This window comes from Pseudotabrizicola sp. (assembly GCF_030684215.1).
Taxonomy (GTDB): domain Bacteria; phylum Pseudomonadota; class Alphaproteobacteria; order Rhodobacterales; family Rhodobacteraceae; genus Pseudotabrizicola.
The window spans coordinates 195079-217146 of the sequence record NZ_JAUXOV010000038.1; the positions used below are offsets into that span (position 1 = coordinate 195079).

A 22068-nucleotide genomic window follows, 5' to 3' on the forward strand; every position below is an offset into this window, starting at 1 on the left:
CAAGTGAATTTTTATTCGCAATGCGAAAAGGGAAGCCCGCAATGAGGATCGGAAAGCAGGACAACGCCCGGACGGCCATTGCCACGTCGGACGAGGATTCGATCACCGTGCGGGGCCATGATCTGGTATCAGACCTGATCGGGGAGATCGACTTTACCGACTACTTCTGGCTCTTGGTCTGCGGGATACGCCCGACCGACACCCAGAAAACGATGATGAACGCCTGTCTGGTGGCGATTGCCGAACATGGGCTGGTGCCTTCGGTTCAGGCCGCACGGATGACGCTGGCCGCCGCGCCCGAGGCATGGCAGGGCGCGATGGCGGCCGGGCTGTTGGGCATGGGGTCGGTGGTGGCCGGTTCTTCGGAAACGGCGGGGCGCTATCTGGTCGAGGTTGTCGCCGCAGGCGGCGACGAGGCCGCCGCTGTCGCCTCACTTGAAGCCCTGAAAGCCGCGCGCCAGAAGGTGCCCGGCCTTGGCCATCCGCAGCATAGCTCGGGCGATCCACGCGCAGAAAAACTGCTTGAAATCGCAGACAAAATCGGTGTGTCCGGCCAGCATGTAACGGCCTTGCGTCTTCTGGGGGCCAAGGCGCCCGGCATCATGAACCGCCCGCTGCCAATCAACGTCTCGGGCGCGATCCCGGCGGTGATCCTTGATGCAGGCTGGCCGCTGGAGGCGATGAAGGCCGTACCGCTGCTCGCCCGTGCCGGTGGACTCGCCGCGCATCTGTACGAAGAATCGCAGCGCCCCATCGGTTTCATCCTGTCGCACAACGCCGATCTGGCGATTACCTACGACGGGTTGACCACGAAATGAGGCCGCTCAGGAACATCCGCGTCATCGAAATGGGCACCTATATCACCGGCCCTGCGGCGGCTATGCAATTGGCCGATCTTGGCGCCGATGTGATCAAGGTCGAACGCCCCGGCGAGGGCGACCCGTTCCGCGCCTTCAAAGGCGGGCTTTATTCCCCGCATTTCCAAACCTACAACCGCAACAAACGCTCTATCGCGCTTGATACCAAAGCACCCGAAGATCTAGCTGTGTTCAATGATCTGATCGCGAGCGCGGATGTGTTCATCCAGAATTTCCGCCCCGGCGTGGCCGAGAAACTGGGCGCAGGCGAGGATGATCTGCGCGCCATTAATCCGCGCATCATCTATTGCGCCATTTCCGGCTTTGGTACGTCGGGTCCGGCCCGCGACCGGCCGACCTATGACACAGTGGCGCAAGCGGCCAGCGGATTCCTGCGTCTGATGACACCGCCCACCAACCCGCGGGTGATCGGCCCGGCCATCGCCGATGCGGTCACCGGGCACTATGCCGCGACCGGCATCCTCGCCGCTCTGGTAGACCGAGGGCAAACCGGAAAGGGCAGCCGGCTTGATATCTCGATGCTCGAGGCAATGTGCCATTTCAATCTGGACAGCTTCACCCATTTTTACTCGGTGAACGAGGTGATGGGCCCGCTGTCCCGCCCCGTGGTCAGCCAGTCCTACACCTTTGAATGTGCCGACGGGAAATGGGTTGCCATCCACATGTCCAGCCCGCCAAAATTCTGGACCGGATTTTTGGAAGCGACCGCCCAGCCCCACCTGGCGACCGACCCTCGCTTTGCCGACCGGTTGGAGCGGATCAAGCATCAGGACGACCTGATCAGCCTTATGACACCAATCTTCAGACAGAAGCCCCGGGATCACTGGTGCGCCGCACTCGAGGCTGCCGAAGTCCCCTATGCCCCCGCCTATGACAGCGATGAAGCGCTGGAGGATCCGCAGGCCCGCCATCTCTGCATCAAGGTCAGTGCCGACCATGCGCAGATGGGCACCTTCACCACCGTCCGCGCGCCCTACAGCTTTGACGGCGCGGCCCACACCACCGTTTTGCCGCCGCCCTTGCTTGACCAGCACGGGCAGGAAATACGGAAGGAACTGGCGCGGATCAAGGCAGGCTTCACCTGATCAAATCCGGCGTGGCCACCGTTGGTTTCGCTCACCCCGAACGTCCGGCAACCCACGCTCTTCCAGCGAATTGCTGCTTTCAAAATACTCCCGCCGGAGGCTCCGACGGGAGTATTTCAGAAAGGTAAAACCACGCCTCTTACACCGGATTGGGCAGCGCGCGTCCATCGGCAAAGGCGATGAGGTTATCCACCGCCATCATTCCCATGTTGCTGCGTACATCCAAGGCGGCCGTGCCAAGATGCGGCAGCAGCGTGACATTTTCCAAGGCCAGCAGCTCAGGGTTGATCTGTGGTTCGAACTCATAGACATCCAGCCCCGCACCGGCAAGCTGGCCCGCAACCAGCGCTGCGGCAAGAGCGGCCTCGTCCACCACATCGCCGCGGCTGATGTTCACAAGGATGGCGTGTGGCAACATCTGCGACAATGTCCCCGCGTTGATCAGATGATGGGTGTCCTTGCCTCCGGGCACGGCCAGCACCACCACATCGGCAGCCATGGCCTCGGACAGGCTGACCTGACGTGCAGGCACACCGGCTTCGGCCACGGGCGAGCGGTTGTAGAACACCACCTCCATCCCGAACCCGGCCTGCGCGCGTTTTGCAATTGCCTTGCCAATGCGCCCCATGCCGATGATGCCAATACGCTTGCCCGAGACATTCATCCCCAGCATCTGGGTCGGGTGCCAACCTTCCCACAGACCCGCACGCACCATGCGCTCGCCCTCTCCGGCGCGGCGCGCGGTCATCAGAATTAGCGTCAGGGCAATATCAGCCGTCGCATCAGTGACAGCGCCGGGCGTGTTTGAAACGACCAACCCGGCGGCGCGGGCGGCGGTGACATCGATATGGTTGTAGCCCACGCCGAAATTCGCCAGCATCCGGGCGCGGGGGGCAGGCACGTCGGCAAAGACATCCGCCTGAAACCGGTCGCCCAGCGTGGGCAGGATCAGGTCGAAATCGCGCAAGGCCGCGCGCAGTTCATCGCCCGTCAGCGGCATCGTGTGTTTGCGCAGTGTCACATCAAACCGGGCGCGGGCGGCATCAACCACCGTTTCGGGCAAGGGGCGCGTGATCAGCAGTTTCATCAGAACATCCTTCCGCCCACAGGCACAGTTTGATCGGGCGTCAGCAGCACCACCTCACCCTCCGCATCAGGAACCCCAAGAACCAGCACTTCAGACATCACCTTGCCGATTTGTCTGGGTGGGAAATTGACTACGGCAACCACCTGACGCCCGATCAGCGTCTCTGGCGTATAGTGCCGCGTCAGCTGCCCGCTCGACCGCTTTTCACCAATCTCACCGCCGAAATCCAGCCAAAGTTTGATGGCGGGTTTGCGCGCCTCGGGAAACGGTTCGGCGCGGGTGATCACGCCCACGCGGATATCGACCTTTTGGAAATCATCATAGCTGATCATTTGCCCAGCTCCCGCCCCCGGTCGGCAGCGGCCTTGACAGCATGGCGCAGCAGGGCCGGAAAACCCGTGTCCGGCGCCATCAGAACCGACAGCGCCGCTGCCGTCGTGCCGCCGGGCGATGTGACGTTGATGCGCAGCTGTGATGCAGTTTCAGGCGCGAGATGCGCCAACTCCCCCGCGCCGGTCACGGTAGCGCGGGCCAGTTGCATGGCAAGACCGGCGGGCAGGCCCTCTGCCTCGCCCGCCGCCGCCAGAGCCTCGATGAGGTGAAAAACATAGGCCGGGCCAGAGCCTGAAACCGCAGTCACCGCGTCCATCTGATGCTCGCCGTCCAGCCGGACCACCTGCCCCACCGCCGACAGCAGAGCTTCAGCAAGATCCAGATCAGCAGGCAGGGCGGCGGCATTGCCGACAATCGCCGTGATCCCGCGCCCTACGGATGCAGGCGTGTTGGGCATCGCGCGCACAATATGAGTGCCGGGACCAAAGGCCGCTTCATAGGTGGCAATCGTCGTGCCGGCCGCCACAGTCACGATGAGCGTGTCGCCCCCCCCGAACCCGGCAATCTGCGGCAACGCATCGCCCATCATCTGCGGCTTGACCGCGATCAGCACGACCGCCGGGGCATCAGGCATGCCGCCATTAAGGGTCAGCCCCTTCTGCGCAAGGGCCTTGAGCCAGTCTGAAGGGTTTGGGTCTATCACCCATGCAGCCGCCGGCAACAAGCCGTTGTTCAGCCAGCCTTCCAGCATGGCCGAACCCATCTTCCCGCACCCCAGCAGCACAAGGCCCCGGCGGTTGATCAGTTCCATATTCATCTCAATCCCCGTCTTGGTGGGGCAAGGTTAGGCGCGGCCATAGGCCTCGGCAATGGCAACCTTCATCGCATCGGCAGGAGTCTTGTCGCCCCATCCCACCAACTGGAACGCCGGATAGAAGCGTTCCGCCGCCATCACCGCGCTGGAGATCAGCCGGTCAATCTGCTCCGGCCCCGCAACCTGCCCACCGGCCAGCACCAGTCCATAGCGCCAGACCATCAGCTTTTGTTCGGTCCAATAGGTGAATGCACCGGTCCAGACCATATCGTTGCAGCGGTTCAGCACATCCAGAAGACCTGGCAGCTTGCCCTCGGGCGGCTCCATCTCGAACGTGCAGATCAGGCGCAATGTCTCATCCTGTGCCGACCAAGCAAGGGTCAGAGAATAGGTGCGCCACTGCCCTTCGACCGCCATCGCGATCTGGTCATCGGTTACCCGGTCAAACTCCCACGCATGGTGTTCGGCAAGGGTTTCGACGATGTCGATAGGGTGCATATCGTCGTATGACATGAAATCTTCGGAAAGTGACATTGCCCGGCCTCTTGATGATGCCTTTCGCGGGGGCTGACCCACGAAATGCTGGGTGTCTGGCAAGGCTCTGCGATTACCCGACAGCGCCATACTAGATATGGTGTTGCAGAAGCGAAACCCTGTAAAGCGTTTTCTTGGCAAATCTTCTGTGGACAAGTTGGGGGACTGTGGCTCACCACGCAAATATGCATGGTTTGACAGACAAACTGACAGCACAGCGTAGGTCAGCGCGGCACCTTTTTCCCCGAGGAGGAGGCGCAGCCCGACGACGAGACAAAAAGCGTGCGTCCGCCCCTTAGGCGGACGCTCCGCTTCAACCATGTGGGGCCGTTAAGCCGCGTCCAGCAAGCCACGGCCTTTCAGCAGCGCTTCAACGCCCGGCATCTTGCCACGGAATTGCATATACAACCGCTCGGCATCATCGGACCCGCCCGCCGAAAGGATATAACGCTCCAGCCGGGCGGCAGTGGCCGGATCAAAAGGATCGCCGACTTCCTCAAACGCGGCAAAGGCGTCAGCGTCCATCACTTCCGACCACATGTAGGAATAATAGCCCGACGAATAACCGTCACCGGAAAACACATGCGCGAAATGCGGTGTTGCGTGCCGCATGCGGATGGCGCGCGGCATTCCCAGCGCCTCCAGCACCTCGGCTTGCTTTTGCATCGGGTCCGCCGGGGCCGGGCCTTCGTGAAACGCGAGATCCACCAACGCGCTGGCCACAAATTCTACCGTGGCAAAGCCCTGATCATAGGTGCCCGCGTCCAGCAGTCGCTTCAGCATCGCCGCAGGCATCGGCTCGCCCGTCTGCCAATGGCGCGCGTGTCGCTCCAAAACCGCTGGCACCTCCAGCCAATGCTCATAAAGCTGGCTTGGCAGCTCGACGAAATCGCGCGCAACAGAGGTGCCCGAGATAAAGCCATAGGTCACGTCCGACAGCATCTGATGCAATGCATGGCCAAATTCGTGAAACAGCGTGCGGGCGTCATCATAGGACAAAAGCGCCGGATCGCCATTGGCGAAGTTGCAGACATTGACGACAATCGGCCGCACCTCACCGCCCAGCTTACGCTGCGAGCGCATCGCCGAACACCACGCGCCCGACCGCTTGGACCCGCGGGCGAAATAGTCGCCGAGGAACACCGCTACATGCGCGCCCTTGCGTGTCACCTCCCATCCCCGCACATCCGGGTGGTAAAACGGCCCTTCCATTTCCCGGAATTCCAACCCGAACAGCCGGTTGGCACAGTCAAACTGCGCCGCCAGCATCGCATCCAGGGACAAAAAGGGTTTCAGCACAGCCTCGTCCAGATCATGCTCTGCCCGGCGCCGCTTTTCGCTGTAATAGCGCCAGTCCCATGGCTCCAGAGGCCCGTCGATGCCGTCAGCCCGCAGCATTGCCTCCAGCACCGCCGCATCCGCTTCGGCCTTGGTGCGGGCTGGCCCCCAGACCCGCATCAAAAGATCACGCACCGCGGCAGGCGTCTTGGCCATCTCCGGCTCCAGCTTGTAATCCGCAAAGCTGGCGTAGCCCAAAAGCGTTGCCCGCTCGTTCCGCAACGCCAGAGTTTCGGCAGCAATGGCGCGGTTGTCATGGGCGTTGCCATTGGCCCCGCGCGCGCCCCACGCTTCATAAGCCCGCTGGCGCAGCGCCCGGCGCGGGGAAAACTGCAAAAACGGCACAATCAGGCTGCGGTTCAGCGTGACGACCGGCCCAGCGGCATCGCGCTCCTGCCCGGCAGCGCGGGCGCTTGCCACCACAAACTCCGGCAATCCCTCCAGATCAGCCTCGGCCAAGGGCATGAACCAGTCCCGCTCATCCGCCAAAAGGTTCTGGCTGAACTGGGTACCCAGCACGGCAAGGCGCGATTTCACCCCCGTCAACCGCTCCGCCGAAGCCCCCTCCAGCAGCGCGCCAGAGCGGACGAACATCTGGCGATACAGCGTCAGCACGCGCATCTGTTCGGGCGTCAGCTCAAGGCCATCGCGCCCCTGCCACAAGGTCTCAATGCGGGCAAACAGCGCCTTGTTGTTCGACACTTCCGATGAAAACGCGCTCATCTTCGGGGCCAAATCGCGCATCAAGGCTTCGCGCGCCTCATTCGAATCTGCCCCCGACAGGTTGTAGAACACCCCCGCCACCCGGTCCAAAGCGCCCTCAGCCAGTTCCAACGCCTCGATCACATTGGCAAATGTCGGCGCATCGGTGCTATCAGCGATCGCCGCGATATTCACCCGCGCCTCGGTCAGGGCCGCGTCAAATGCAGGGGCGAAATCCTCATCCCGGATCTGGTCAAACGGCGGCAAGCCAAAGGGCGTGGTCCAGTCTTGCGCGAAAATAGTGCCTAAAATGGTCATTGGGGTCTCCTTTGCCCCAATAGCTAGGCACGCCAGCGGCAAAGGTCCACACCCGATGAGTTTGCTGCTTTGCAAATACTCCCGCGCGGAGCGCTCTTGCCCGCTACCCCTGACGAAACCGGTCCAGAAGCTTTTGCATCGGGCTACGACTGTCCACGTCTTGCACCACAGGCGCGGGCTTTGCCTCTGGCGCTGACTTCGCCTGAGGCGCGGCAGAGACCGCAGATTTGGCCCTGTCCGAAGACCGGGGCGGCGCCACACGCAGGGCGACCGCGTTCATGAACTTCTGCCCGTCCCCGGCCGCCAGATGGGGCGCACCGTCTGAGATGCCGCGCAATAGATCATCCAGCCAATCCTGATCGGCTTTGGCAAAGTCGTGCAGCACATAGGCCGCCACCGCATCCTTGTGGCCCGGATGCCCGATGCCCAGCCGCACGCGGCCATAGCCCTCGCCCACCGTTGCGCTGATAGAGCGCAAACCATTGTGCCCGGCATGGCCGCCGCCCTGCTTGATCCGGCATTTTCCGGGGGCAAGGTCCAGTTCGTCATGCAGCACTGTGATATCGTCCAGCCCCAGCTTGTAAAACGCCATCGCCCCCTGCACCGACTGACCCGACAGGTTCATGAAGGTGCCGGGTTTCAGCAGCAGCACCTTTTCCGTGCCCAGCCGCCCCTCGGCGGCCTCACCCTTGAACACAGACTTCCATGGACCAAACCCATGGTCCGCAGCGATGCGTTCCACGGCCATGAAGCCGATGTTGTGCCGGTTGCCTGCGTATTTCGCACCCGGATTGCCAAGCCCGACGATCAGTTTCATTGCGCACTCCTGTTGCCCCTTCCTTGACGAAGCGGGCCACAGCCGTCAAGCATCGGGCGGGAAAAGGAAGCCACCATGCGCTTTACAGTCGTTTCTTCTGTCCGCAACGAAGGGCCTTTTCTGGTCGAATGGGTGGCGTGGTACCGGCGTCTGGGCTTTACCGATATTGTTGTGGTCACCAATGATTGCACCGATCACTCTCCCGCATTGTTGGATGCGCTGGCACCTATGGGCGTCACGCATCTGCGCCACGATGTTCCCGACCGCACCAATATCTGCGCCCGCAAGCTCGAGGCGGCAAAGGCACTGCCGCAGGTCAGCGAGGCCGATTGGGTGCTGGTCTGCGACGTGGATGAGTTTCTGGTCATTCACCGGGGCACCGGGCGGATAGATGACCTGATCCCGCCGAACGCCGATTTTCTGGGCATGGCGATCAACTGGCGGGTATTCGGAACCTCGGGGCGGGTCGCGTGGCAAGATGGACTGACGCATCGCCAGTTCCTTTCCACCAGTGAAAGCCAGGACTTCCCGTCAACATGGGTCAAGACCATCCATGCGCATCCGGGCTGGTTCCGGCGGCTGGCCGAACATGGACCAAAACGGTTGCTGCCGCGCCGGGCGTCCCGCTGGGGGCAACCGGGGATGCGCTGGGTCAATGCCGATGGCGAGGATCTGCCCGAATGGCAGCCGGGTGGCGACTACCTGCGCCGCGTTCCGATGAACCGGGTCAGCCATGCGACGGCGCAGATGAACCATTACATGATCCGGTCCGAAGAAAGCTTCCGTCTGAAAAAGGGGACGCTGTCTTCGGTTGCGGGCAAAGATCGCTATACCGACGGCTTTTTTGACCGCTACAACAGGAATGAAGTGCCAGATGACAGCGCCTTGCTGCATGCCCGCGCGTTTGATGACGCTCATGCCGCGATGATGGCCCTGCCCGGCGTTACCCGCCTGCACCACCTGTGCTGCGCCGATTACGTTGCGCAACTGGCCGCCAAAGCCGGCCTAAGGGCCGAGGATGACCCGCGCCACGCACATCATCTGGCTTTGGCCAACGCCTGAAAAGGGTGCAGTGCACAAAGGCTCGGGCCACTGCGGCGTGGTCAGCTTTGCCATCGCGGGCGGGCTTACCCTGCCGCGCGTCCCACGCCTCGCGACAGATAGGCCCGCTGGATCATCGCTGCCATTTCCAGCACCACAGGGCTGTGCACCGGGTCTGCAACATACATGTTCACCTTCATCCGTTTCAGGTCCGGCAAGGTACCACCATGACTGATCCGCTCCACATAGGGCGGCTCTGATCCGGCCAGCACGGTATGCACGGCAAGGTCTGCGCTGACGCTGGCCTCAATCGTGCGGGTGCTGTCGCTTTCGACCGCCATCTGCCAGGCGATGCCCGCATCATCCAGCGCCGCCTGCACGCCCTGGCGGAAAATGCAGTTATGCTCATAGGCCAGCTTCAACGGTCGCCCCTTCCACGCAATACCCCCCGGCGCGCCAACCCAGACCAAGGGTAATTCGGCCAGCGTCACGCCGCCCGGTTCCATCGTGTCCTCTGTCGTCAGGATAATGTCGCACTCGCCGCGCCCGAACTGCGCCTTCAGCACGCGTGTAAAGGACGAAATCAACGACACTTTCATCCGCGGGAAAGTACGCGCGAAATGCTGCAACACCTGCGGGATCACCGGGTAGACGATATCATGCGGCACGCCGAGAACCACCTCACCCTCATGTGGATCACGGGTCAGGCGGCCCATCACTTCGTCATTCATCGCCAGCATCCGCCGCGCATAGCCCAACAACTGCTCCCCCGCCGCCGTCAGGGCCACCTGCCGGCCCGAGCGGTCCAGCACATCCACGCCCAGCATCTCCTCCAGCCGCTTGATCTGCATCGACACCGCCGATTGCGTCAGGTTCAAAAAGCCCGAGGCCCGCGTGACCCCACCGGCATCAGCCACCGCCACAAAAGACCGCAGCGCGGTCAGGTCCAGATTACGCGCCATATCACAAATCCTGATATGAGAGTTCAAAAGCATTCACTTTCCTAATGTCATTGATTCGGCTATCTGAGGCAAGTGATTTGAGACCACAGCGCGTCTCATCACGCCTGATGATGATCCTGAAAGGAAAGACTATGTTTGCCTCGCTCCACACCGCCACACTTGCCACCCGGCGCGTGCAGTCGGCTGGTAGCGCCCCGCGCCTTTGGACGCTCGTGCGCTCGGCCCTTGCCGCGCACCGCCAGCGCCAATTTCTCGCCCGGCTTGATGACCGCACCTTGGCTGATATCGGCCTCACCCGCGACCAGGCGGTAAGCGAAGCCGAACGCCCGATGTGGGACATTCCGGCCAACTGGAACAACCGTATTCTGGCCTAAGCCAACGATCGCGACCGAATTGGGGCTTTTCCACTTATGTTTCGGTCGGAAATCCTTGAAATTGGCGGCATCCTTCCCGATATTAACACCATAAAATCCCGTGCGGACAAACCGCGCGGGGCACGGGGTCAATTTCGGAGGCATTTACATGGCTGACTATACAACGATCCGTACGGCCGGCGCAGGTGCCCGCGCCGCTCAGATCGACGAGGGCCTGCGCGCCCATATGAACAAAGTTTACGGGCTGATGTCCGTCGGCATGGTGCTGACGGGTGGTGTCGCTTGGGCTGTTGGCACCAACGATGCGATGATCAGCGCCATCTTCGGCACGCCCCTGAAATGGGTGGTGATGTTTGCGCCGCTGATCATGGTCTTTGCCTTCAGCGCGATGATCAACCGTCTGTCGGCAGCCGCAGCACAGTTGTTCTTCTACACTTTCGCAGCCCTGATGGGCCTGTCGATCAGCTTCATCTTCGCCGTCTACACCGGTGTGTCGATTGCGCAGACCTTCTTTGCCACCGCCGTCGCCTTCGCCGGCCTGTCGCTTTACGGCTACACGACCAAAAAAGACCTCTCCGGCATGGGCACGTTCCTGCTGATGGGTCTGATCGGCCTGATCGTGGCGTCGATCGTGAACATCTTCCTCGGCTCCTCGGCGCTGCAATTCGCGATCTCGGTCATCGGCATCCTGATCTTTGCGGGCCTCACCGCCTATGACACGCAAAGCATCAAGAACGAGTATGTGCAGCATGCGGCATCGATGGATGATGAGTGGCTTGGCAAAGCCGCGATCATGGGTGCGCTGCGGCTCTACCTCGACTTCATCAACATGTTCATGTTCCTGCTGTCCTTCATGGGCAACCGCGAATAACACCCCGGATACCCCGGAACAAAAAGCAACCAGATCGGGCCGCCTTCGGGTGGCCCTTTTCTTTTGCGAGCCCTCCCGCCACTCTGGGCGCAAAGGAGGCCCGCATGCCGCATTTCCCCCTCGACCAGACGCTCACCGACCAGTCCAACGGCAAGGGCAGCCCCTGCGGCCCCTACCGCGCGCATCTGCTTTCCGACACCGGTGGGCTGACCCAGTTCGGTGCCTTCATCGAGATCCTGCCGCCCGGCTCTGCGTCCTCGATCAAACACTGGCACGCACATGAGGATGAGATGATCCACATGCTGGCGGGAGAGGCCACGCTGTATGAGGGCGACACAACCATCCTGATGCGCCCCGGCGACACCGCAACCTTCAAGGCAGGCAGCCCGCAAGGCCACTGTCTGCAAAACCACAGCGCAGCCGAGGCCCGCTATCTGGTGATCGGCACCCGTGGCCCATCCGACGTGATCACCTACCCCGATCAGGACCGGGTACAACACTTCATCCGCAGCCCCGAAACCCGGCGCTGGACAGATGCCAACGGGCGACCCGCAGACTCGCCCTACAAGACCCCGCACTGACCGGAAAAGCGCCGCAACATCCGCGATCAACGGAGAAAACCTCCCCCACGACCTCAAAATGCAAAAGGCCGCCCAAAGGCGGCCCTCAGTCAAAAAATAGCGCGATCTTACTTGATCTTGCCTTCCTTGTATTCGACATGCTCCCGCTTGACGGGGTCATATTTGCGGACCGTCATCTTTTCGGTCATGGTCCGGGCATTCTTTTTGGTGACATAGAAATGCCCGGTGCCAGCCGTCGAGTTCAGACGGATCTTGATCGTCGCCGGTTTGGCCATAGTCGTCTCTCCTGCATCGGGGAAACACCGTTGCCCCGCGAAATCCTTGAAGCCCGCCTTTTACCCGTGCCCCCGTCAGAGTCAACAGCCAAACGTCGCCCCCTGTGATCTTATTGAGCGCGCTGTGCGCGCAAGCTTTTTATCTCGCCTCTGCGGCGGTGCCGCAACCGGCTCGGGCAGTGCGCGCCGCGCGGGGATATTTAAGAACAGGTAAGGGTCATTTTCTGTTTTCAAATATCCTGGGGGTGAGGCGAAGCCGAGGGGGCAACGCCCCCTTGCAAGGGTAGGACAAATGCGCGGATGGCCTGTAAGCCGGATTCTGTCCAAGGCTTTCGCCTCTGGATGACCATTCCTCTGCCACATCTGTTGCCAGATGCAGTCAAGCTGCCAACCCGGGCCTCTGGGCTGAAGCGTCCCTGTGGAGGTCTCTGCTGTCGTCGCCGGCTTGCGCCTTTGACCGTCGCAGACCTTTCCACACAAGGCCCCTATTTGGCGTTGCTCCGGGTGGGGCTTGCCGTGCCGGTTCTGTTGCCAGTCCCGCGGTGGGCTTTTACCCCACCGTTTCACCTGTTCCCTGCCAAGCCGAAGGCGAACCTTCTCAAACAACAGGGAAGTCTGTTCTCTGTGGCGCTTTCCCTGGGGTTGCCCCCGCCGGGGGTTACCCGGCACCCTTGCTTCATGGAGTCCGGACTTTCCTCGAAGGTTTGCACCCCCGCGGTCATCCAGCCATCCGCGCGAGGACCGCTTACGCCTGTGCGTCTGCCTCGTCAACGCCAAAGCGCAGTGCAAGGTTGTTGGCCATGGCTGTATCCGCCAGACAAACTGGCCCGGTTGCGCCGGGCCGAAAGCGCAACCGAAAGGCCCGAAGCACCACGTCTTCTCCCAATGCTGGGTAGCCAAAGCGGCAGGCTTGCGAGACGAAGTCGCGCGCCGGAGCGCCCGGCGTGGCGAGATCAGGCCAGACCGACAGGCCCTGTCGTGCCAGCCGTTGCCAGTCAAAGCGCGTGCCGGGATCAGATTTACGGTCGGGCGCCATGTCGGAATGACCGATCACCCGGTGTGGCGGGATAGACCAGCGGGTCATGATGCCCTGCAACACGTGCTCCAACGCCGCCATCTGCGGTTCGGGGAAGGGCTCATTGCCACGGTTGTCCAGCTCGACCCCGATTGAATGCGAGTTTACATCCGCAACCCCGCCCCATTCCCCCGCACCGGCATGCCACGCGCGATGGGCTTCATCGACCAAGGCGTCAATCGTGCCATGGCGCGAGATCAGCCAATGCGCAGACACCTCGGCCAAGGGGTCACACAGTCGGTCGCGGGCAGCGGCGCAGCTTTCCATCGCGGTGTAGTGGATCACGATCAGGGATGGCACTGCCCCCCCGCGCCGCTCGCCAAAGTTTGGCGATAGCCGCCGGTCGTCCATCATGGACGACGGCTGCCGCTCGTCCTGATCGGACGAAGGCTTACTCACCGCAGGCGGTAGGGGCTCGGGTCCCAGGCGCAGGCGTAGCCGTCGCCATCGGGGTCAAGGCCCAGCCGGTCACGCTCTGGCCCGCCACGTTCCAAAAACGCCTGTTGCGCCAGATCCGGCGAAGCATAGCCTGCGCATTTCGCCGCCGTATTACCCCCGCCAAAGCCAGAGCGCCGGTAGAGCTGCGTTCCGCGCGGGTGGCTGGTGGCCAGCGCATAATCAACAATATTCGGCCCTGCGGCCCCCGAGCGAACGGGCAAGGCCCCGGGCTGGATGACCTGATACTGCGCACGGTTGCGCTCTATCCTGGCCCTGTCGCTTTCGATGGTTTCCCGGCCTGCAACCGCGTCAAAATCGTTTTCGTCTGAAATGCGCGCGCCCCCGGCCCGCGCCATTTCTCCGGACTCCACCCGTATACCTGCAGGCGCATTGCCGCGGGGACGGTTTGCTGACGTGTCAACCGCCGTTGCACCAATCACGGCACCCGTCGTCGGGCCTGTCGAAGGGACAATACCGCCACGACCATCAGCCCGGTCAATCGCCGCGCCGATCTGGTCAGCGGAAAAGCCGGGCGTCACAATGGGTTGTGGGCGCGACGCCGAAGCATCACGTTCTCGCATGTAGGAGTTATAGTCTTGGAACCCAACCCCAGCCCCACTGTCCGGCACCGCTGGCGCACAGGCCGCGATGGTCAAAGGCAAAAGCAAAAACAGGGAAACGCGCATGATCAGACAGACCCAAAGGTTAATTCAACGGCGGCAATTACCACCATTTGGCAGGCTTGGCCACAAAACCCGCTGCTTGCTCCAGCACATAGGCGTGATTTAGCAACTCTGCCTCTTCCCAAGGCCGGCCGATCAGCTGCAATCCCAGCGGCAGGCCCTTGGCATCCAGCCCAACGGGCACCGCCACCCCTGGCAGACCGGCAAGGTTCAGCGTCACCGTGAACACGTCATTCAGATACATCTCGACCGGGTCCGCCCCGCCCTGCTCGCCCAGACCAAAGGCAGACGACGGCGTGGTGGGCGCAAGAATCGCGTCAATGCCCGCTGCGAACGCCTGCTCGAAATCGCGCTTTATCAGCGCCCTCACCTTGCGCGCCCGGTTGTAATAGGCGTCATAGAACCCTGCCGACAGCACATAGGTGCCCGCCATGATGCGGCGCTGCACCTCGGGCCCGAACCCTTCGGCGCGGGTCTTTTCATACATCTCGGTGATTCCATCGCCCGCCGCAAGTTTCGCGCGGTGCCCATAGCGCACCCCGTCATAGCGGGCGAGGTTCGACGACGCCTCGGCGGGCGCAATCACATAATAGGTCGGCAGCGCATATTTCGTATGCGGCAGGCTTATATCCACGATCTCTGCTCCGGCCCCGCGCATCATATCCATGCCCCGGTCCCACAGCGCCGCAATCTCGGCCGGCATGCCGTCCAGCCGGTATTCGCGCGGAATACCGATCTTCTTTCCCCGAATATCCCCGGTCAACGCCGCCTCAAAATTCGGCACCGCCAGATCGGCAGATGTCGAATCCTTCGCGTCATGTCCGGCCATCGCGCCCAGCATGATCGCTGCATCGCGCACCGATTTGGTCATCGGCCCCGCCTGATCCAAACTCGACGCATAGGCCACCACGCCCCAACGCGACACCCGGCCATAGGTCGGCTTGATCCCGGTAATCCCGCAGAACGCCGCTGGCTGGCGGATCGACCCGCCGGTGTCGGTGCCCGTCGCCGCCAGACACAGATCTGCTGCCACCGCAGCGGCAGAACCGCCCGAAGAACCGCCGGGCGTCAAGCGCCGCTCATCGACCTTCCACGGGTTCACCGCAGGGCCATAGCAGGACGACTCGTTCGACGACCCCATCGCGAATTCGTCCATGTTCAGCTTGCCAAGGCAGACCGCCCCCGCCTCCCACAACTTGGTGGTCACCGTCGATTCATACTCCGGCCGGAACCCGCGCAGAATGTTCGACCCGGCCTGCGTTGGCACACCCTTAACGGCGAACAGATCCTTTACCCCAACCGGAATCCCGCACATCGCAGGCGCATCACCCGCTGCCAGCCGCCTATCTGCCGCCCGCGCCTGCTCCAGCGCCATCTCGGGCGTCTTGTGGACAAAGGCGTTCAGCCCGTCGCCCGCATCCATCGCGGTCAGGCAAGCCATCGTCAGATCAACCGCCGTCACCTCACCCGCGCGCAACGCATCGCGCGCCGCCGCAATCGTCCAGCTATTCGCGCTCATTCCACCACCTTCGGCACCGCAAAAAACCCCTCACGCGCATCAGGCGCGTTTTTCAGCACCGCCGCCTGCTGATTGCCATCGGTCACCACATCCACCCGCCGCTTCAGCCGCATCGGCGTGACAGAGGTCATCGGCTCGACACCCTCTACATCGACTTCCTTCAACTGCTCCATGAAGCCAAGGATCGACGACAGCTTGTCGGCCAAAGCGGGCAGATCGCCCTCCTCAACCCGGATGCGGGACAGTTTCGCCACCTTGCGGGCGGTGTCGATGTCGATGGACATGGGAGGCCCCTTTTCGTGCAATATCCCGCATCGTTTAGCCCCACGCCCCACAGGCTGCAAGCCCGGCAAACCATCACTGGCCTTGTCAAAGTGCCCCCGCGCCCTCAATTTCACCTTCAACCCCATGAAGGATCCCCCCCATGCAGATCACCTGGCTTGGCCACTCCGGCTTTCGGATACAGATTGAAAACGCCGTCCTGCTGGTCGACCCGTGGCTTGACGGCAACCCGATGTTTCCCGCAGACCGCCGGGCCGATGCACTCGCAGGCGTCACCCATGTTTTCCTGACCCATGCGCATGGCGACCATGCCTCGGACGCGCTGGCCATTGCGCGCGAAACCGGGGCCACCCTCGCCGCTATTCATGAGCTTGCCGAATACCTCAAACGTGAGGGCGCTACAGATGTTATCGGCTTTGGCAAGGGCGGCACGCTTGTTGCAGGCGGCGCCAAGGTGACGATGGTCAACGCCTCGCATTCCTCCAGCATCGACTTTGCCAGCGGCAATGCCATCGCGGGCGGGTCAGAGGCAGGCTTCATGATCGCGGGCGAGGGTCAGGTGATCTACCTGTCAGGCGACACCGACATCATGGCCGATATGGACTGGATGGCCGATTACCACAAACCCAGCATCGGCATCCTGTCCTGTGGTGGGCATTACACGATGGATATGGCCCGCGCCGCCTATGCCGCCCGGCGCTATTTCAACTTCCGCACCGTGATTCCCTGCCATTACAAGACCTTCAGGCTGCTCGCACAAGACGCGTCAGAGCTAAAGGCAGGCCTGCCCCCCGGCACAAACATGATTGAACCGGTGGTGATGGAGCCGATCACCTTTTGATGGCGCGGCCGCAAACCCCTGTGGCTGCGCGGCACCATTCGGTGGTGGCGTCCCACTGCCACCGCTTCAGCCAGACAGGTCAGAAACTGCCTGTCTGGCCCTGGCCCCGACGCCCTGCAAAGAACCCGCGCATCAGCGCTTCCGCGTCCTCTGCCCCGATCCCGTCGTAAACCTCCGGCACGTGATGGCACTGCGCATGTGCAAACACCCGCGCGCCCACCGTCACGCCACCAGACTTCGGGTCCGCCGCACCATAATACAGACGCCCCACCCGCGCGGCCGAAATTGCCGCCGCGCACATCGGACACGGCTCCAGCGTCACATACAGATCATGCCCCGGCAGCCGCTCCGACCCCGCCAGCCGGCACGCCTCGCGGATCACCAGCACCTCGGCGTGGGCGGTCGGATCGCTCAGCGCGCGCGTCTGGTTGCCCGCCCGCGCCACAACCACGCCATCGGGCGACACCATCACCGCCCCCACCGGAACTTCACCGCGCACAGCCGCCGCCCGCGCTTCCTCCAGCGCCAGTTCCATAAACGAGGTAAACCCGCGTTGCTCTTTCATCTTGGCTCAAATACTCTCTGGGCTAGCCAATCGGGTTCGCCATTGGTCCGAAAGACCAATTGGCTTGGGGGCAGACAGCCCCGGGACTGGCCACCAAAGCCGAGGATGACAGTCATGGCCACAAATGAAAAGCCACCCCGCCCGAAAGCCGCGCCCAAGGCCGCCGCCAAAACCTCCCCCGAAGGCGAGCGCATCGCCAAGGTGCTGTCGCGTGCCGGGATCTCGTCGCGTCGTGAGGCCGAGCGGCTGATCGAGGCGGGCGAAGTGACCGTCAATGGCAAACTCGTCACCTCGCCGGCCCTAAATGTCACCGCCGCCGACAAGATCACCGTCTCCGGCCAACCTGTCGGTGCGCCCGAACCCGCACGGCTGTGGCTGTATTACAAGCCCGAAGGTCTCGTCACCTCCGCCTCCGACGAAAAGGGCCGCGACACCGTTTTTGATAACCTGCCCGAAGATATGCCTCGCGTGATGTCAATTGGCCGCCTCGACCTCAATTCCGAGGGCCTGCTGCTTCTCACCAACGACGGCGCGCTGAAACGTCAGCTGGAACTGCCTTCCACCGGCTGGCTGCGCAAATACCGCGTGCGGGTCAAAGGCAACCCGACCGAGCCCGAGATCGAACCTTTGCGCAAGGGCATCACCATCGACGGCGAGCGCTTTCAACCGATGGAGGTCAAGATCGACCGCCATCAGGGGGCCAACGCCTGGCTGACCATCGGGTTGCGCGAAGGCAAGAACCGCGAGATCCGCCGCGCCATGTTTGCCATCGGCATGACCGTGAACCGGCTGATCCGCGTCAGCTATGGCCCGTTCCGCCTGAACGAGATGGAGCCGGGCGATGTCGAGGAAATCAAGGCGCGGGTGATGCGTGACCAGTTGGGCGCACTGATTTCCGGCCAGATCGAAGACGCCTCCGACGCGCAGACCAAGCCGAAATCCCGTGTCCGCACCACCAGCCGCACCGGATCTGACAGCGACCGCCCCGCCCGCATCTCGCGCAGCGCAGCAACCAAACCCGGTGAAAAGCCCGCGCGCCCCCCCCGGCCAGAAACGGCAAAATCCCCGCGCGCAGCTGCCGCAAAACCCGGCGCGCGCAGTGACACTGCAAAACCCGGCCCCCGCACCAGCACCGCCAAATCCGCCCCCCCCGGCACCATCAGCAGCCAACGCGGGCGCAAGGTACTTGGTCAGTTGTCGGATGCCTGGGCCAGCGCGACCAAGCCCGCCCGCCGCACCACCACCGAAACAGCCGAAGGCGACACCGCCGCCAGACCGCGCAGCCGCACCACCACGGGCGGCAAGCCCAGCACCCGCAATGCGCGCCCCGCCGCGCCACGCGGCGCAGGCCCGAAACCGCCACCGCGCCGGAAATAGTCCTGGCGCGGGGGACAGATCATGCCACTTCCCCCCGCGTCGCCTCTGGCAAGGGGCTGTTCCATCCCGTATACTCGAACGGATAGGGCCGGGTTTTCCCCATGCCGCCGCCAGAATGAGGCTGAAATGTCCGGAAACGGGATGCAAACCCTGTCTTTCATCCTGCTCATTGGCCTTGTTGCCTATGTGGCCTTTGGTGGGGGGCTGTAATGGCACAACGTTTCGGTGGAAAGTTCAGCCCCGGCGCCGCGCCCGATGCCAAGGGCACTTTGCCACCCGCTCATCCGTTTGATGGCAAACAACCGCTGAAAGGCGCGGGGCGTGCCCAGTTTCTGGGCATTTCGGCGCTGCTTTTTCTGCCTGCCGCCTTTACCGGCACGCCCCGCACGCTGATGTTTGGCCTTGCCGCAACCGCGCTGATGCTGGCGGCCGCCTTCCTCACGCGCGAAGGAATGAAGGCCCATGCCGCCTTTGACGCGCGCAAAATCGCCCGCCGTCCGGCCTTTCCGCGCAAGATCTTCGGCTCTGTTCTGGTCGGTGCCGCATTGGTGGCGGGCGGGTTGATGTCCCATGACGGCTTGCTTTACCCGCTGTTGTTCGGGCTTGCCGGGGCGGCGCTGCATTTCAACACCTTCGGCGCCGATCCCTTGCGCGACAAGGGTGCCGAGGGGCTTGATACCTTCCAGACCGACCGTGTCGCCCGCGCGGTGGATGAGGCGGAAAAACACCTGACCGCGATGCGTGATGCGATCCTGCGCGCGAATGACCGCCAGCTGGAAACGCGGGTGGACCGTTTCGCCGCCGCCGCCCGCCAGTTATTCCGCACAGTCGAAGATGACCCCCGCGACCTGACCGCCGCCCGCAAGTATCTGTCAGTCTATCTGCTGGGCGCGCGCGATTCGACCATCAAGTTTGCCGATCTTTACGCCCGCGCGCGTGACACGCAGGCACGCTCCGATTATCTGGCCCTGCTGGATGATCTGGAAACCACCTTTGCCGACCGCTCGCGCAGCCTGCTCAACGACAACCGCAGCGATCTGGATGTCGAAATCTCGGTCTTGCGCGACCGGCTGAAAACCGAAAACTGACCCATTCCCAATGTGACGCCAAAAGTGAGAGTGATGCCATGACCGAAACCGTCCGTGAACAAGCCGCCCTTGCCTTGACCCAGATCGAGGAAGTCACGGCCGTCATATTGCCCGAACCCATGGGCGAAATCGTGCCACTGGCCACCGCCAGCGGTGAAAAGGCCGATGGAATCCGCACACGAATGGCTGAACTGGATATGGAAAACACCCAGTCGATCATCTCTTTCGGATCAAAGGCGCAGGCCGAATTGCAGGTGATCAGCCAGGAAATGCTGGCCGACGTCAAAAACAAGGACGCAGGTCCGGCAGGCGACAGCTTGCGCAAGATCGTGACCACGATCCGCGGCTTTGGTGCGCAGGAACTGGACATGCGCCGCGAACGCAGCTGGTGGGAACGGCTGATCGGAAAATCGGCCCCCTTCGCCAATTTCGTGGCCCGCTATGAAACCGTGCAGGGCCAGATCGACAAGGTTACCGAAGACCTTCTGCGCCACGAACATACGCTTCTCAAAGACATCCGGTCCTTGGATATGCTGTATGAAAAGACCCTGAATTTCTACGACGAACTCGCGCTGTATATCGCGGCGGGTGAGGCGAAGCTGGCCGATCTGGATGCCACAACCATCCCCGCCAAAGAGGCCGAAGTGGCGGCAGCTCCTGAAAATGATCAGGTGAAAAAAGCGCAAGAACTGCGTGACATGCGCGCCGCGCGCGACGATCTGGAGCGCCGGGTGCATGACCTGAAACTGACCCGTCAGGTCACCATGCAATCGCTGCCCTCGATCCGTCTGGTGCAGGAAAACGACAAGTCTCTGGTTACAAAAATCAACTCGACGCTGGTAAACACGGTTCCCCTTTGGGAAACGCAGCTGGCGCAGGCCGTCACCATCCAACGCTCGCGTGAAGCGGCCGAGGCGGTGCGCGGCGCCAATGATCTGACCAACGAACTGCTGACCAAAAACGCGGATAATCTGCGCGAAACCAACCGGGTCGTGCGCGAAGAAATGGAACGTGGCGTGTTCGATATCGCATCGGTCAAACAGGCGAACGAACAGCTGATCGCCACAATCAACGACAGCCTGCAAATCGCGGATGAGGGCAAGGCCCGCCGCGCCAGTGCCGAAGCCGAGCTGCACAAGATGGAGGCCGAATTGCGCGATACCCTTGCATCGGCCACCGCACGCAGCGTCCCCCAGCAGCCCCAAGGATAACCTCAACCTGATGCGTATGACTGCCATCTTTCGTCTGGCTGGCTCTGCTTTGTGCGGGTTGGCGCTTGTGGGCTGTGTGGCCAACCCTCAGGCTCCGCACAGCTCACCCAACGCGCCCACGCGCCCAAGCTCTGCGGCGGTCGTGACCCCGCAAACGCCGCCCTCTGCGGCGAGTATGGCTGTGCGTCAGCATTATGCACGGGTGCAGGCAGATCTGCTGTCGAATGGGCTTTTGCGCACCGATGGGGGTGGACGCGATACGCCTTTTACTGACCGCATGCTGGCAGAAAACTTCATCCGCATTGCCCTTTATGATGAATATGCGCGCGGGCCTTCGGGCCCCGTGCAGCGCCAGACCGCCAGTCGCCTGCGCCGTTGGGAAACCCCGGTGCGTGTCGGCCTGCGCTTTGGCCCGTCTGTCAGCGCCAGCAGCCGCGCCACCGACACGGCCCGAATCCGGTCCTATCTTGGGCGTCTCAGCCGTCTGACCGGCCATCCGATTGCCCTGAACGATTCTGAGCCCAATTTCTTCATTCACATCGTGAATGAGGACGAACGCCGCGCGCTTGGCCCCACCGTGGCGCAGGCCCTGCCCGGCCTGTCGGCAAGCGAGGTGGCGGGCATCACTAATATGCCGCTGTCAACCTATTGCCTTGTTTACGCGATGTCCGAGGGCACTTCGGGCCGCTACACCCGCGCTTTTGCGGTGATCCGGTCCGAGCACCCCGATCTGTTGCGCCTGTCATGCATGCACGAGGAAATTGCCCAAGGCCTTGGCCTCGCCAATGACAGCCCGCGCGCGCGCCCCTCGATCTTCAACGACGATGAGGAATTCGCCCTGCTTACAGGGCAGGACGAGTTGATGCTCCGCATGCTCTACAATCCCGCCCTTCGCACTGGCATGACCGAATCCGAAGCGCGGCCGATCATCGAATCCCTTGCACGTGCCCTCGTTGGCGGCGAAAGTTGACCTGCCCTG

At 62.5% G+C, this 22068-nt stretch carries 24 protein-coding genes and 1 other RNA gene; 11 read left to right on the forward strand and 14 right to left on the reverse strand.

Going from position 1 to position 22068, the window contains the following annotated elements; all coding sequences use genetic code 11:
* The first annotated feature begins 41 nt into the window (after positions 1–41).
* Together Q8K08_RS07235 and Q8K08_RS07240 are read left to right on the forward strand one after the other, a co-directional pair.
* The gene (locus Q8K08_RS07235; RefSeq protein WP_305249629.1) at positions 42–818 is read left to right on the forward strand and encodes a citryl-CoA lyase; all 777 of its coding nucleotides are present in this window, start codon (positions 42–44) and stop codon (positions 816–818) included.
* Positions 815–1963 carry a CaiB/BaiF CoA-transferase family protein gene (locus Q8K08_RS07240; RefSeq protein WP_305249630.1) on the forward strand — a complete coding sequence of 383 codons (1149 nt, stop codon included), beginning with the start codon at positions 815–817 and terminating at the stop codon, positions 1961–1963. Before Q8K08_RS07235 ends, Q8K08_RS07240 begins: the two co-directional genes overlap by 4 nt.
* A gap of 139 nt (positions 1964–2102) precedes the next feature.
* On the opposite strand, the gene Q8K08_RS07245 is transcribed toward Q8K08_RS07240, so the two are convergent.
* From Q8K08_RS07245 to pth, 6 genes are all read right to left on the reverse strand, one after another.
* Positions 2103–3050, reverse strand: a complete 948-nt coding sequence (locus Q8K08_RS07245; protein ID WP_304798889.1) for a D-glycerate dehydrogenase — start codon at positions 3048–3050, stop codon at positions 2103–2105.
* Positions 3050–3382, reverse strand: a complete 333-nt coding sequence (locus Q8K08_RS07250) for a tRNA-binding protein (RefSeq protein WP_305249631.1) — start codon at positions 3380–3382, stop codon at positions 3050–3052. The genes Q8K08_RS07245 and Q8K08_RS07250 overlap by 1 nt, the downstream gene beginning before the upstream one ends.
* The gene (gene proC, locus Q8K08_RS07255; RefSeq protein WP_304798884.1) at positions 3379–4200 is read right to left on the reverse strand and encodes a pyrroline-5-carboxylate reductase; all 822 of its coding nucleotides are present in this window, start codon (positions 4198–4200) and stop codon (positions 3379–3381) included. Before proC ends, Q8K08_RS07250 begins: the two co-directional genes overlap by 4 nt.
* Positions 4201–4227: 27 nt before the next feature.
* Positions 4228–4731, reverse strand: coding sequence for a YbjN domain-containing protein (locus Q8K08_RS07260; protein WP_304798882.1), 504 nt, complete (start codon positions 4729–4731; stop codon positions 4228–4230).
* 330 nt (positions 4732–5061) lie between these two features.
* Positions 5062–7089: a M3 family metallopeptidase gene (locus Q8K08_RS07265; protein ID WP_305249632.1), complete on the reverse strand. Its 2028-nt coding sequence runs from the start codon at positions 7087–7089 to the stop codon at positions 5062–5064.
* A 103-nt stretch (positions 7090–7192) separates the two neighbouring features.
* Entirely contained in the window at positions 7193–7906 is a 714-nt protein-coding gene (gene pth / locus Q8K08_RS07270; RefSeq protein ID WP_304803597.1) for an aminoacyl-tRNA hydrolase, read from the reverse strand.
* Between the two features lie 75 nt (positions 7907–7981).
* Between pth and Q8K08_RS07275 the strand changes: the two genes are divergently transcribed.
* Positions 7982–8968 carry a glycosyltransferase family 2 protein gene (locus tag Q8K08_RS07275; RefSeq protein WP_305249633.1) on the forward strand — a complete coding sequence of 329 codons (987 nt, stop codon included), beginning with the start codon at positions 7982–7984 and terminating at the stop codon, positions 8966–8968.
* A 65-nt stretch (positions 8969–9033) separates the two neighbouring features.
* Here the strand turns inward: Q8K08_RS07275 and Q8K08_RS07280 are convergent, their stop codons facing one another.
* Complete coding sequence (locus tag Q8K08_RS07280) at positions 9034–9909, reverse strand: LysR family transcriptional regulator (RefSeq protein WP_305249634.1); 876 nt, start codon at positions 9907–9909, stop codon at positions 9034–9036.
* A gap of 131 nt (positions 9910–10040) precedes the next feature.
* On the opposite strand from Q8K08_RS07280, the gene Q8K08_RS07285 reads away from it, so the two are divergent.
* The 3 genes from Q8K08_RS07285 (at position 10041) to Q8K08_RS07295 (ending at position 11735) form a co-directional block, all read left to right on the forward strand.
* Positions 10041–10283: a DUF1127 domain-containing protein gene (locus Q8K08_RS07285; protein ID WP_304803604.1), complete on the forward strand. Its 243-nt coding sequence runs from the start codon at positions 10041–10043 to the stop codon at positions 10281–10283.
* A 148-nt stretch (positions 10284–10431) separates the two neighbouring features.
* Positions 10432–11154 (forward strand): Bax inhibitor-1/YccA family protein, encoded by a 723-nt coding sequence (locus Q8K08_RS07290; RefSeq protein WP_304803606.1) that lies wholly within the window; start codon positions 10432–10434, stop codon positions 11152–11154.
* Between the two features lie 104 nt (positions 11155–11258).
* The gene (locus Q8K08_RS07295) at positions 11259–11735 is read left to right on the forward strand and encodes a cupin domain-containing protein (protein WP_305249635.1); all 477 of its coding nucleotides are present in this window, start codon (positions 11259–11261) and stop codon (positions 11733–11735) included.
* Between the two features lie 107 nt (positions 11736–11842).
* Here Q8K08_RS07295 and rpmG read toward each other — a convergent pair whose 3' ends face one another.
* The 6 genes from rpmG to gatC form a co-directional block, all read right to left on the reverse strand.
* A complete protein-coding gene (gene rpmG / locus Q8K08_RS07300; RefSeq protein ID WP_100197186.1) occupies positions 11843–12010 on the reverse strand; it encodes a 50S ribosomal protein L33 in 168 nt (55 codons plus the stop codon).
* A 292-nt stretch (positions 12011–12302) separates the two neighbouring features.
* Positions 12303–12744: RNase P RNA component class A (gene rnpB, locus Q8K08_RS07305), an RNA gene on the reverse strand.
* A gap of 11 nt (positions 12745–12755) precedes the next feature.
* Entirely contained in the window at positions 12756–13436 is a 681-nt protein-coding gene (locus Q8K08_RS07310) for an N-acetylmuramoyl-L-alanine amidase (RefSeq protein ID WP_304796972.1), read from the reverse strand.
* Between the two features lie 44 nt (positions 13437–13480).
* Positions 13481–14209, reverse strand: a complete 729-nt coding sequence (locus Q8K08_RS07315) for a hypothetical protein (protein WP_304796968.1) — start codon at positions 14207–14209, stop codon at positions 13481–13483.
* A gap of 37 nt (positions 14210–14246) precedes the next feature.
* Complete coding sequence (gene gatA / locus Q8K08_RS07320; protein ID WP_305249636.1) at positions 14247–15725, reverse strand: Asp-tRNA(Asn)/Glu-tRNA(Gln) amidotransferase subunit GatA; 1479 nt, start codon at positions 15723–15725, stop codon at positions 14247–14249.
* The gene (gene gatC / locus Q8K08_RS07325; protein ID WP_304801519.1) at positions 15722–16009 is read right to left on the reverse strand and encodes an Asp-tRNA(Asn)/Glu-tRNA(Gln) amidotransferase subunit GatC; all 288 of its coding nucleotides are present in this window, start codon (positions 16007–16009) and stop codon (positions 15722–15724) included. Before gatC ends, gatA begins: the two co-directional genes overlap by 4 nt.
* A gap of 140 nt (positions 16010–16149) precedes the next feature.
* On the opposite strand from gatC, the gene Q8K08_RS07330 reads away from it, so the two are divergent.
* On the forward strand, positions 16150–16848 hold the full coding sequence (locus tag Q8K08_RS07330) for a metal-dependent hydrolase (RefSeq protein ID WP_305249637.1): 699 nt from the start codon (positions 16150–16152) through the stop codon (positions 16846–16848).
* Between the two features lie 79 nt (positions 16849–16927).
* Here Q8K08_RS07330 and Q8K08_RS07335 read toward each other — a convergent pair whose 3' ends face one another.
* Positions 16928–17413, reverse strand: coding sequence for a nucleoside deaminase (locus tag Q8K08_RS07335; RefSeq protein ID WP_304801524.1), 486 nt, complete (start codon positions 17411–17413; stop codon positions 16928–16930).
* A 114-nt stretch (positions 17414–17527) separates the two neighbouring features.
* Here Q8K08_RS07335 and Q8K08_RS07340 point away from each other — a divergent pair, with 114 nt between their 5' ends.
* The 4 genes from Q8K08_RS07340 (at position 17528) to Q8K08_RS07355 (ending at position 22059) form a co-directional block, all read left to right on the forward strand.
* Positions 17528–18790, forward strand: a complete 1263-nt coding sequence (locus tag Q8K08_RS07340) for a pseudouridine synthase (RefSeq protein WP_304801527.1) — start codon at positions 17528–17530, stop codon at positions 18788–18790.
* Between the two features lie 209 nt (positions 18791–18999).
* Positions 19000–19878, forward strand: coding sequence for a 5-bromo-4-chloroindolyl phosphate hydrolysis family protein (locus Q8K08_RS07345; protein ID WP_305249638.1), 879 nt, complete (start codon positions 19000–19002; stop codon positions 19876–19878).
* Positions 19879–19916: 38 nt separating this feature from the next.
* The gene (locus tag Q8K08_RS07350) at positions 19917–21089 is read left to right on the forward strand and encodes a toxic anion resistance protein (RefSeq protein WP_305249639.1); all 1173 of its coding nucleotides are present in this window, start codon (positions 19917–19919) and stop codon (positions 21087–21089) included.
* A 16-nt stretch (positions 21090–21105) separates the two neighbouring features.
* Positions 21106–22059, forward strand: a complete 954-nt coding sequence (locus Q8K08_RS07355) for a DUF2927 domain-containing protein (RefSeq protein WP_370870531.1) — start codon at positions 21106–21108, stop codon at positions 22057–22059.
* The last annotated feature ends 9 nt before the right edge of the window (positions 22060–22068 follow it).

What these genes read in the sequence shown, in the direction of transcription:
- gatC (WP_304801519.1), bottom strand. Translation starts at nt 16,009, where the DNA reads ATGTCCATCGACATCGACACCGCCCGCAAGGTGGCGAAACTGTCCCGC.
- proC (WP_304798884.1), bottom strand. Translation starts at nt 4,200, where the DNA reads ATGAATATGGAACTGATCAACCGCCGGGGCCTTGTGCTGCTGGGGTGC.
- Q8K08_RS07295 (WP_305249635.1), top strand. Translation starts at nt 11,259, where the DNA reads ATGCCGCATTTCCCCCTCGACCAGACGCTCACCGACCAGTCCAACGGC.
- Q8K08_RS07235 (WP_305249629.1), top strand. Translation starts at nt 42, where the DNA reads ATGAGGATCGGAAAGCAGGACAACGCCCGGACGGCCATTGCCACGTCG.
- Q8K08_RS07340 (WP_304801527.1), top strand. Translation starts at nt 17,528, where the DNA reads ATGGCCACAAATGAAAAGCCACCCCGCCCGAAAGCCGCGCCCAAGGCC.
- Q8K08_RS07260 (WP_304798882.1), bottom strand. Translation starts at nt 4,731, where the DNA reads ATGTCACTTTCCGAAGATTTCATGTCATACGACGATATGCACCCTATC.
- rpmG (WP_100197186.1), bottom strand. Translation starts at nt 12,010, where the DNA reads ATGGCCAAACCGGCGACGATCAAGATCCGTCTGAACTCGACGGCTGGC.
- Q8K08_RS07290 (WP_304803606.1), top strand. Translation starts at nt 10,432, where the DNA reads ATGGCTGACTATACAACGATCCGTACGGCCGGCGCAGGTGCCCGCGCC.
- Q8K08_RS07355 (WP_370870531.1), top strand. Translation starts at nt 21,106, where the DNA reads ATGACTGCCATCTTTCGTCTGGCTGGCTCTGCTTTGTGCGGGTTGGCG.
- Q8K08_RS07250 (WP_305249631.1), bottom strand. Translation starts at nt 3,382, where the DNA reads ATGATCAGCTATGATGATTTCCAAAAGGTCGATATCCGCGTGGGCGTG.
- pth (WP_304803597.1), bottom strand. Translation starts at nt 7,906, where the DNA reads ATGAAACTGATCGTCGGGCTTGGCAATCCGGGTGCGAAATACGCAGGC.
- Q8K08_RS07285 (WP_304803604.1), top strand. Translation starts at nt 10,041, where the DNA reads ATGTTTGCCTCGCTCCACACCGCCACACTTGCCACCCGGCGCGTGCAG.
- Q8K08_RS07335 (WP_304801524.1), bottom strand. Translation starts at nt 17,413, where the DNA reads ATGAAAGAGCAACGCGGGTTTACCTCGTTTATGGAACTGGCGCTGGAG.
- Q8K08_RS07245 (WP_304798889.1), bottom strand. Translation starts at nt 3,050, where the DNA reads ATGAAACTGCTGATCACGCGCCCCTTGCCCGAAACGGTGGTTGATGCC.
- Q8K08_RS07240 (WP_305249630.1), top strand. Translation starts at nt 815, where the DNA reads ATGAGGCCGCTCAGGAACATCCGCGTCATCGAAATGGGCACCTATATC.
- Q8K08_RS07345 (WP_305249638.1), top strand. Translation starts at nt 19,000, where the DNA reads ATGGCACAACGTTTCGGTGGAAAGTTCAGCCCCGGCGCCGCGCCCGAT.
- gatA (WP_305249636.1), bottom strand. Translation starts at nt 15,725, where the DNA reads ATGAGCGCGAATAGCTGGACGATTGCGGCGGCGCGCGATGCGTTGCGC.
- Q8K08_RS07350 (WP_305249639.1), top strand. Translation starts at nt 19,917, where the DNA reads ATGACCGAAACCGTCCGTGAACAAGCCGCCCTTGCCTTGACCCAGATC.
- Q8K08_RS07280 (WP_305249634.1), bottom strand. Translation starts at nt 9,909, where the DNA reads ATGGCGCGTAATCTGGACCTGACCGCGCTGCGGTCTTTTGTGGCGGTG.
- Q8K08_RS07310 (WP_304796972.1), bottom strand. Translation starts at nt 13,436, where the DNA reads ATGGACGACCGGCGGCTATCGCCAAACTTTGGCGAGCGGCGCGGGGGG.
- Q8K08_RS07315 (WP_304796968.1), bottom strand. Translation starts at nt 14,209, where the DNA reads ATGCGCGTTTCCCTGTTTTTGCTTTTGCCTTTGACCATCGCGGCCTGT.
- Q8K08_RS07330 (WP_305249637.1), top strand. Translation starts at nt 16,150, where the DNA reads ATGCAGATCACCTGGCTTGGCCACTCCGGCTTTCGGATACAGATTGAA.
- Q8K08_RS07265 (WP_305249632.1), bottom strand. Translation starts at nt 7,089, where the DNA reads ATGACCATTTTAGGCACTATTTTCGCGCAAGACTGGACCACGCCCTTT.
- Q8K08_RS07275 (WP_305249633.1), top strand. Translation starts at nt 7,982, where the DNA reads ATGCGCTTTACAGTCGTTTCTTCTGTCCGCAACGAAGGGCCTTTTCTG.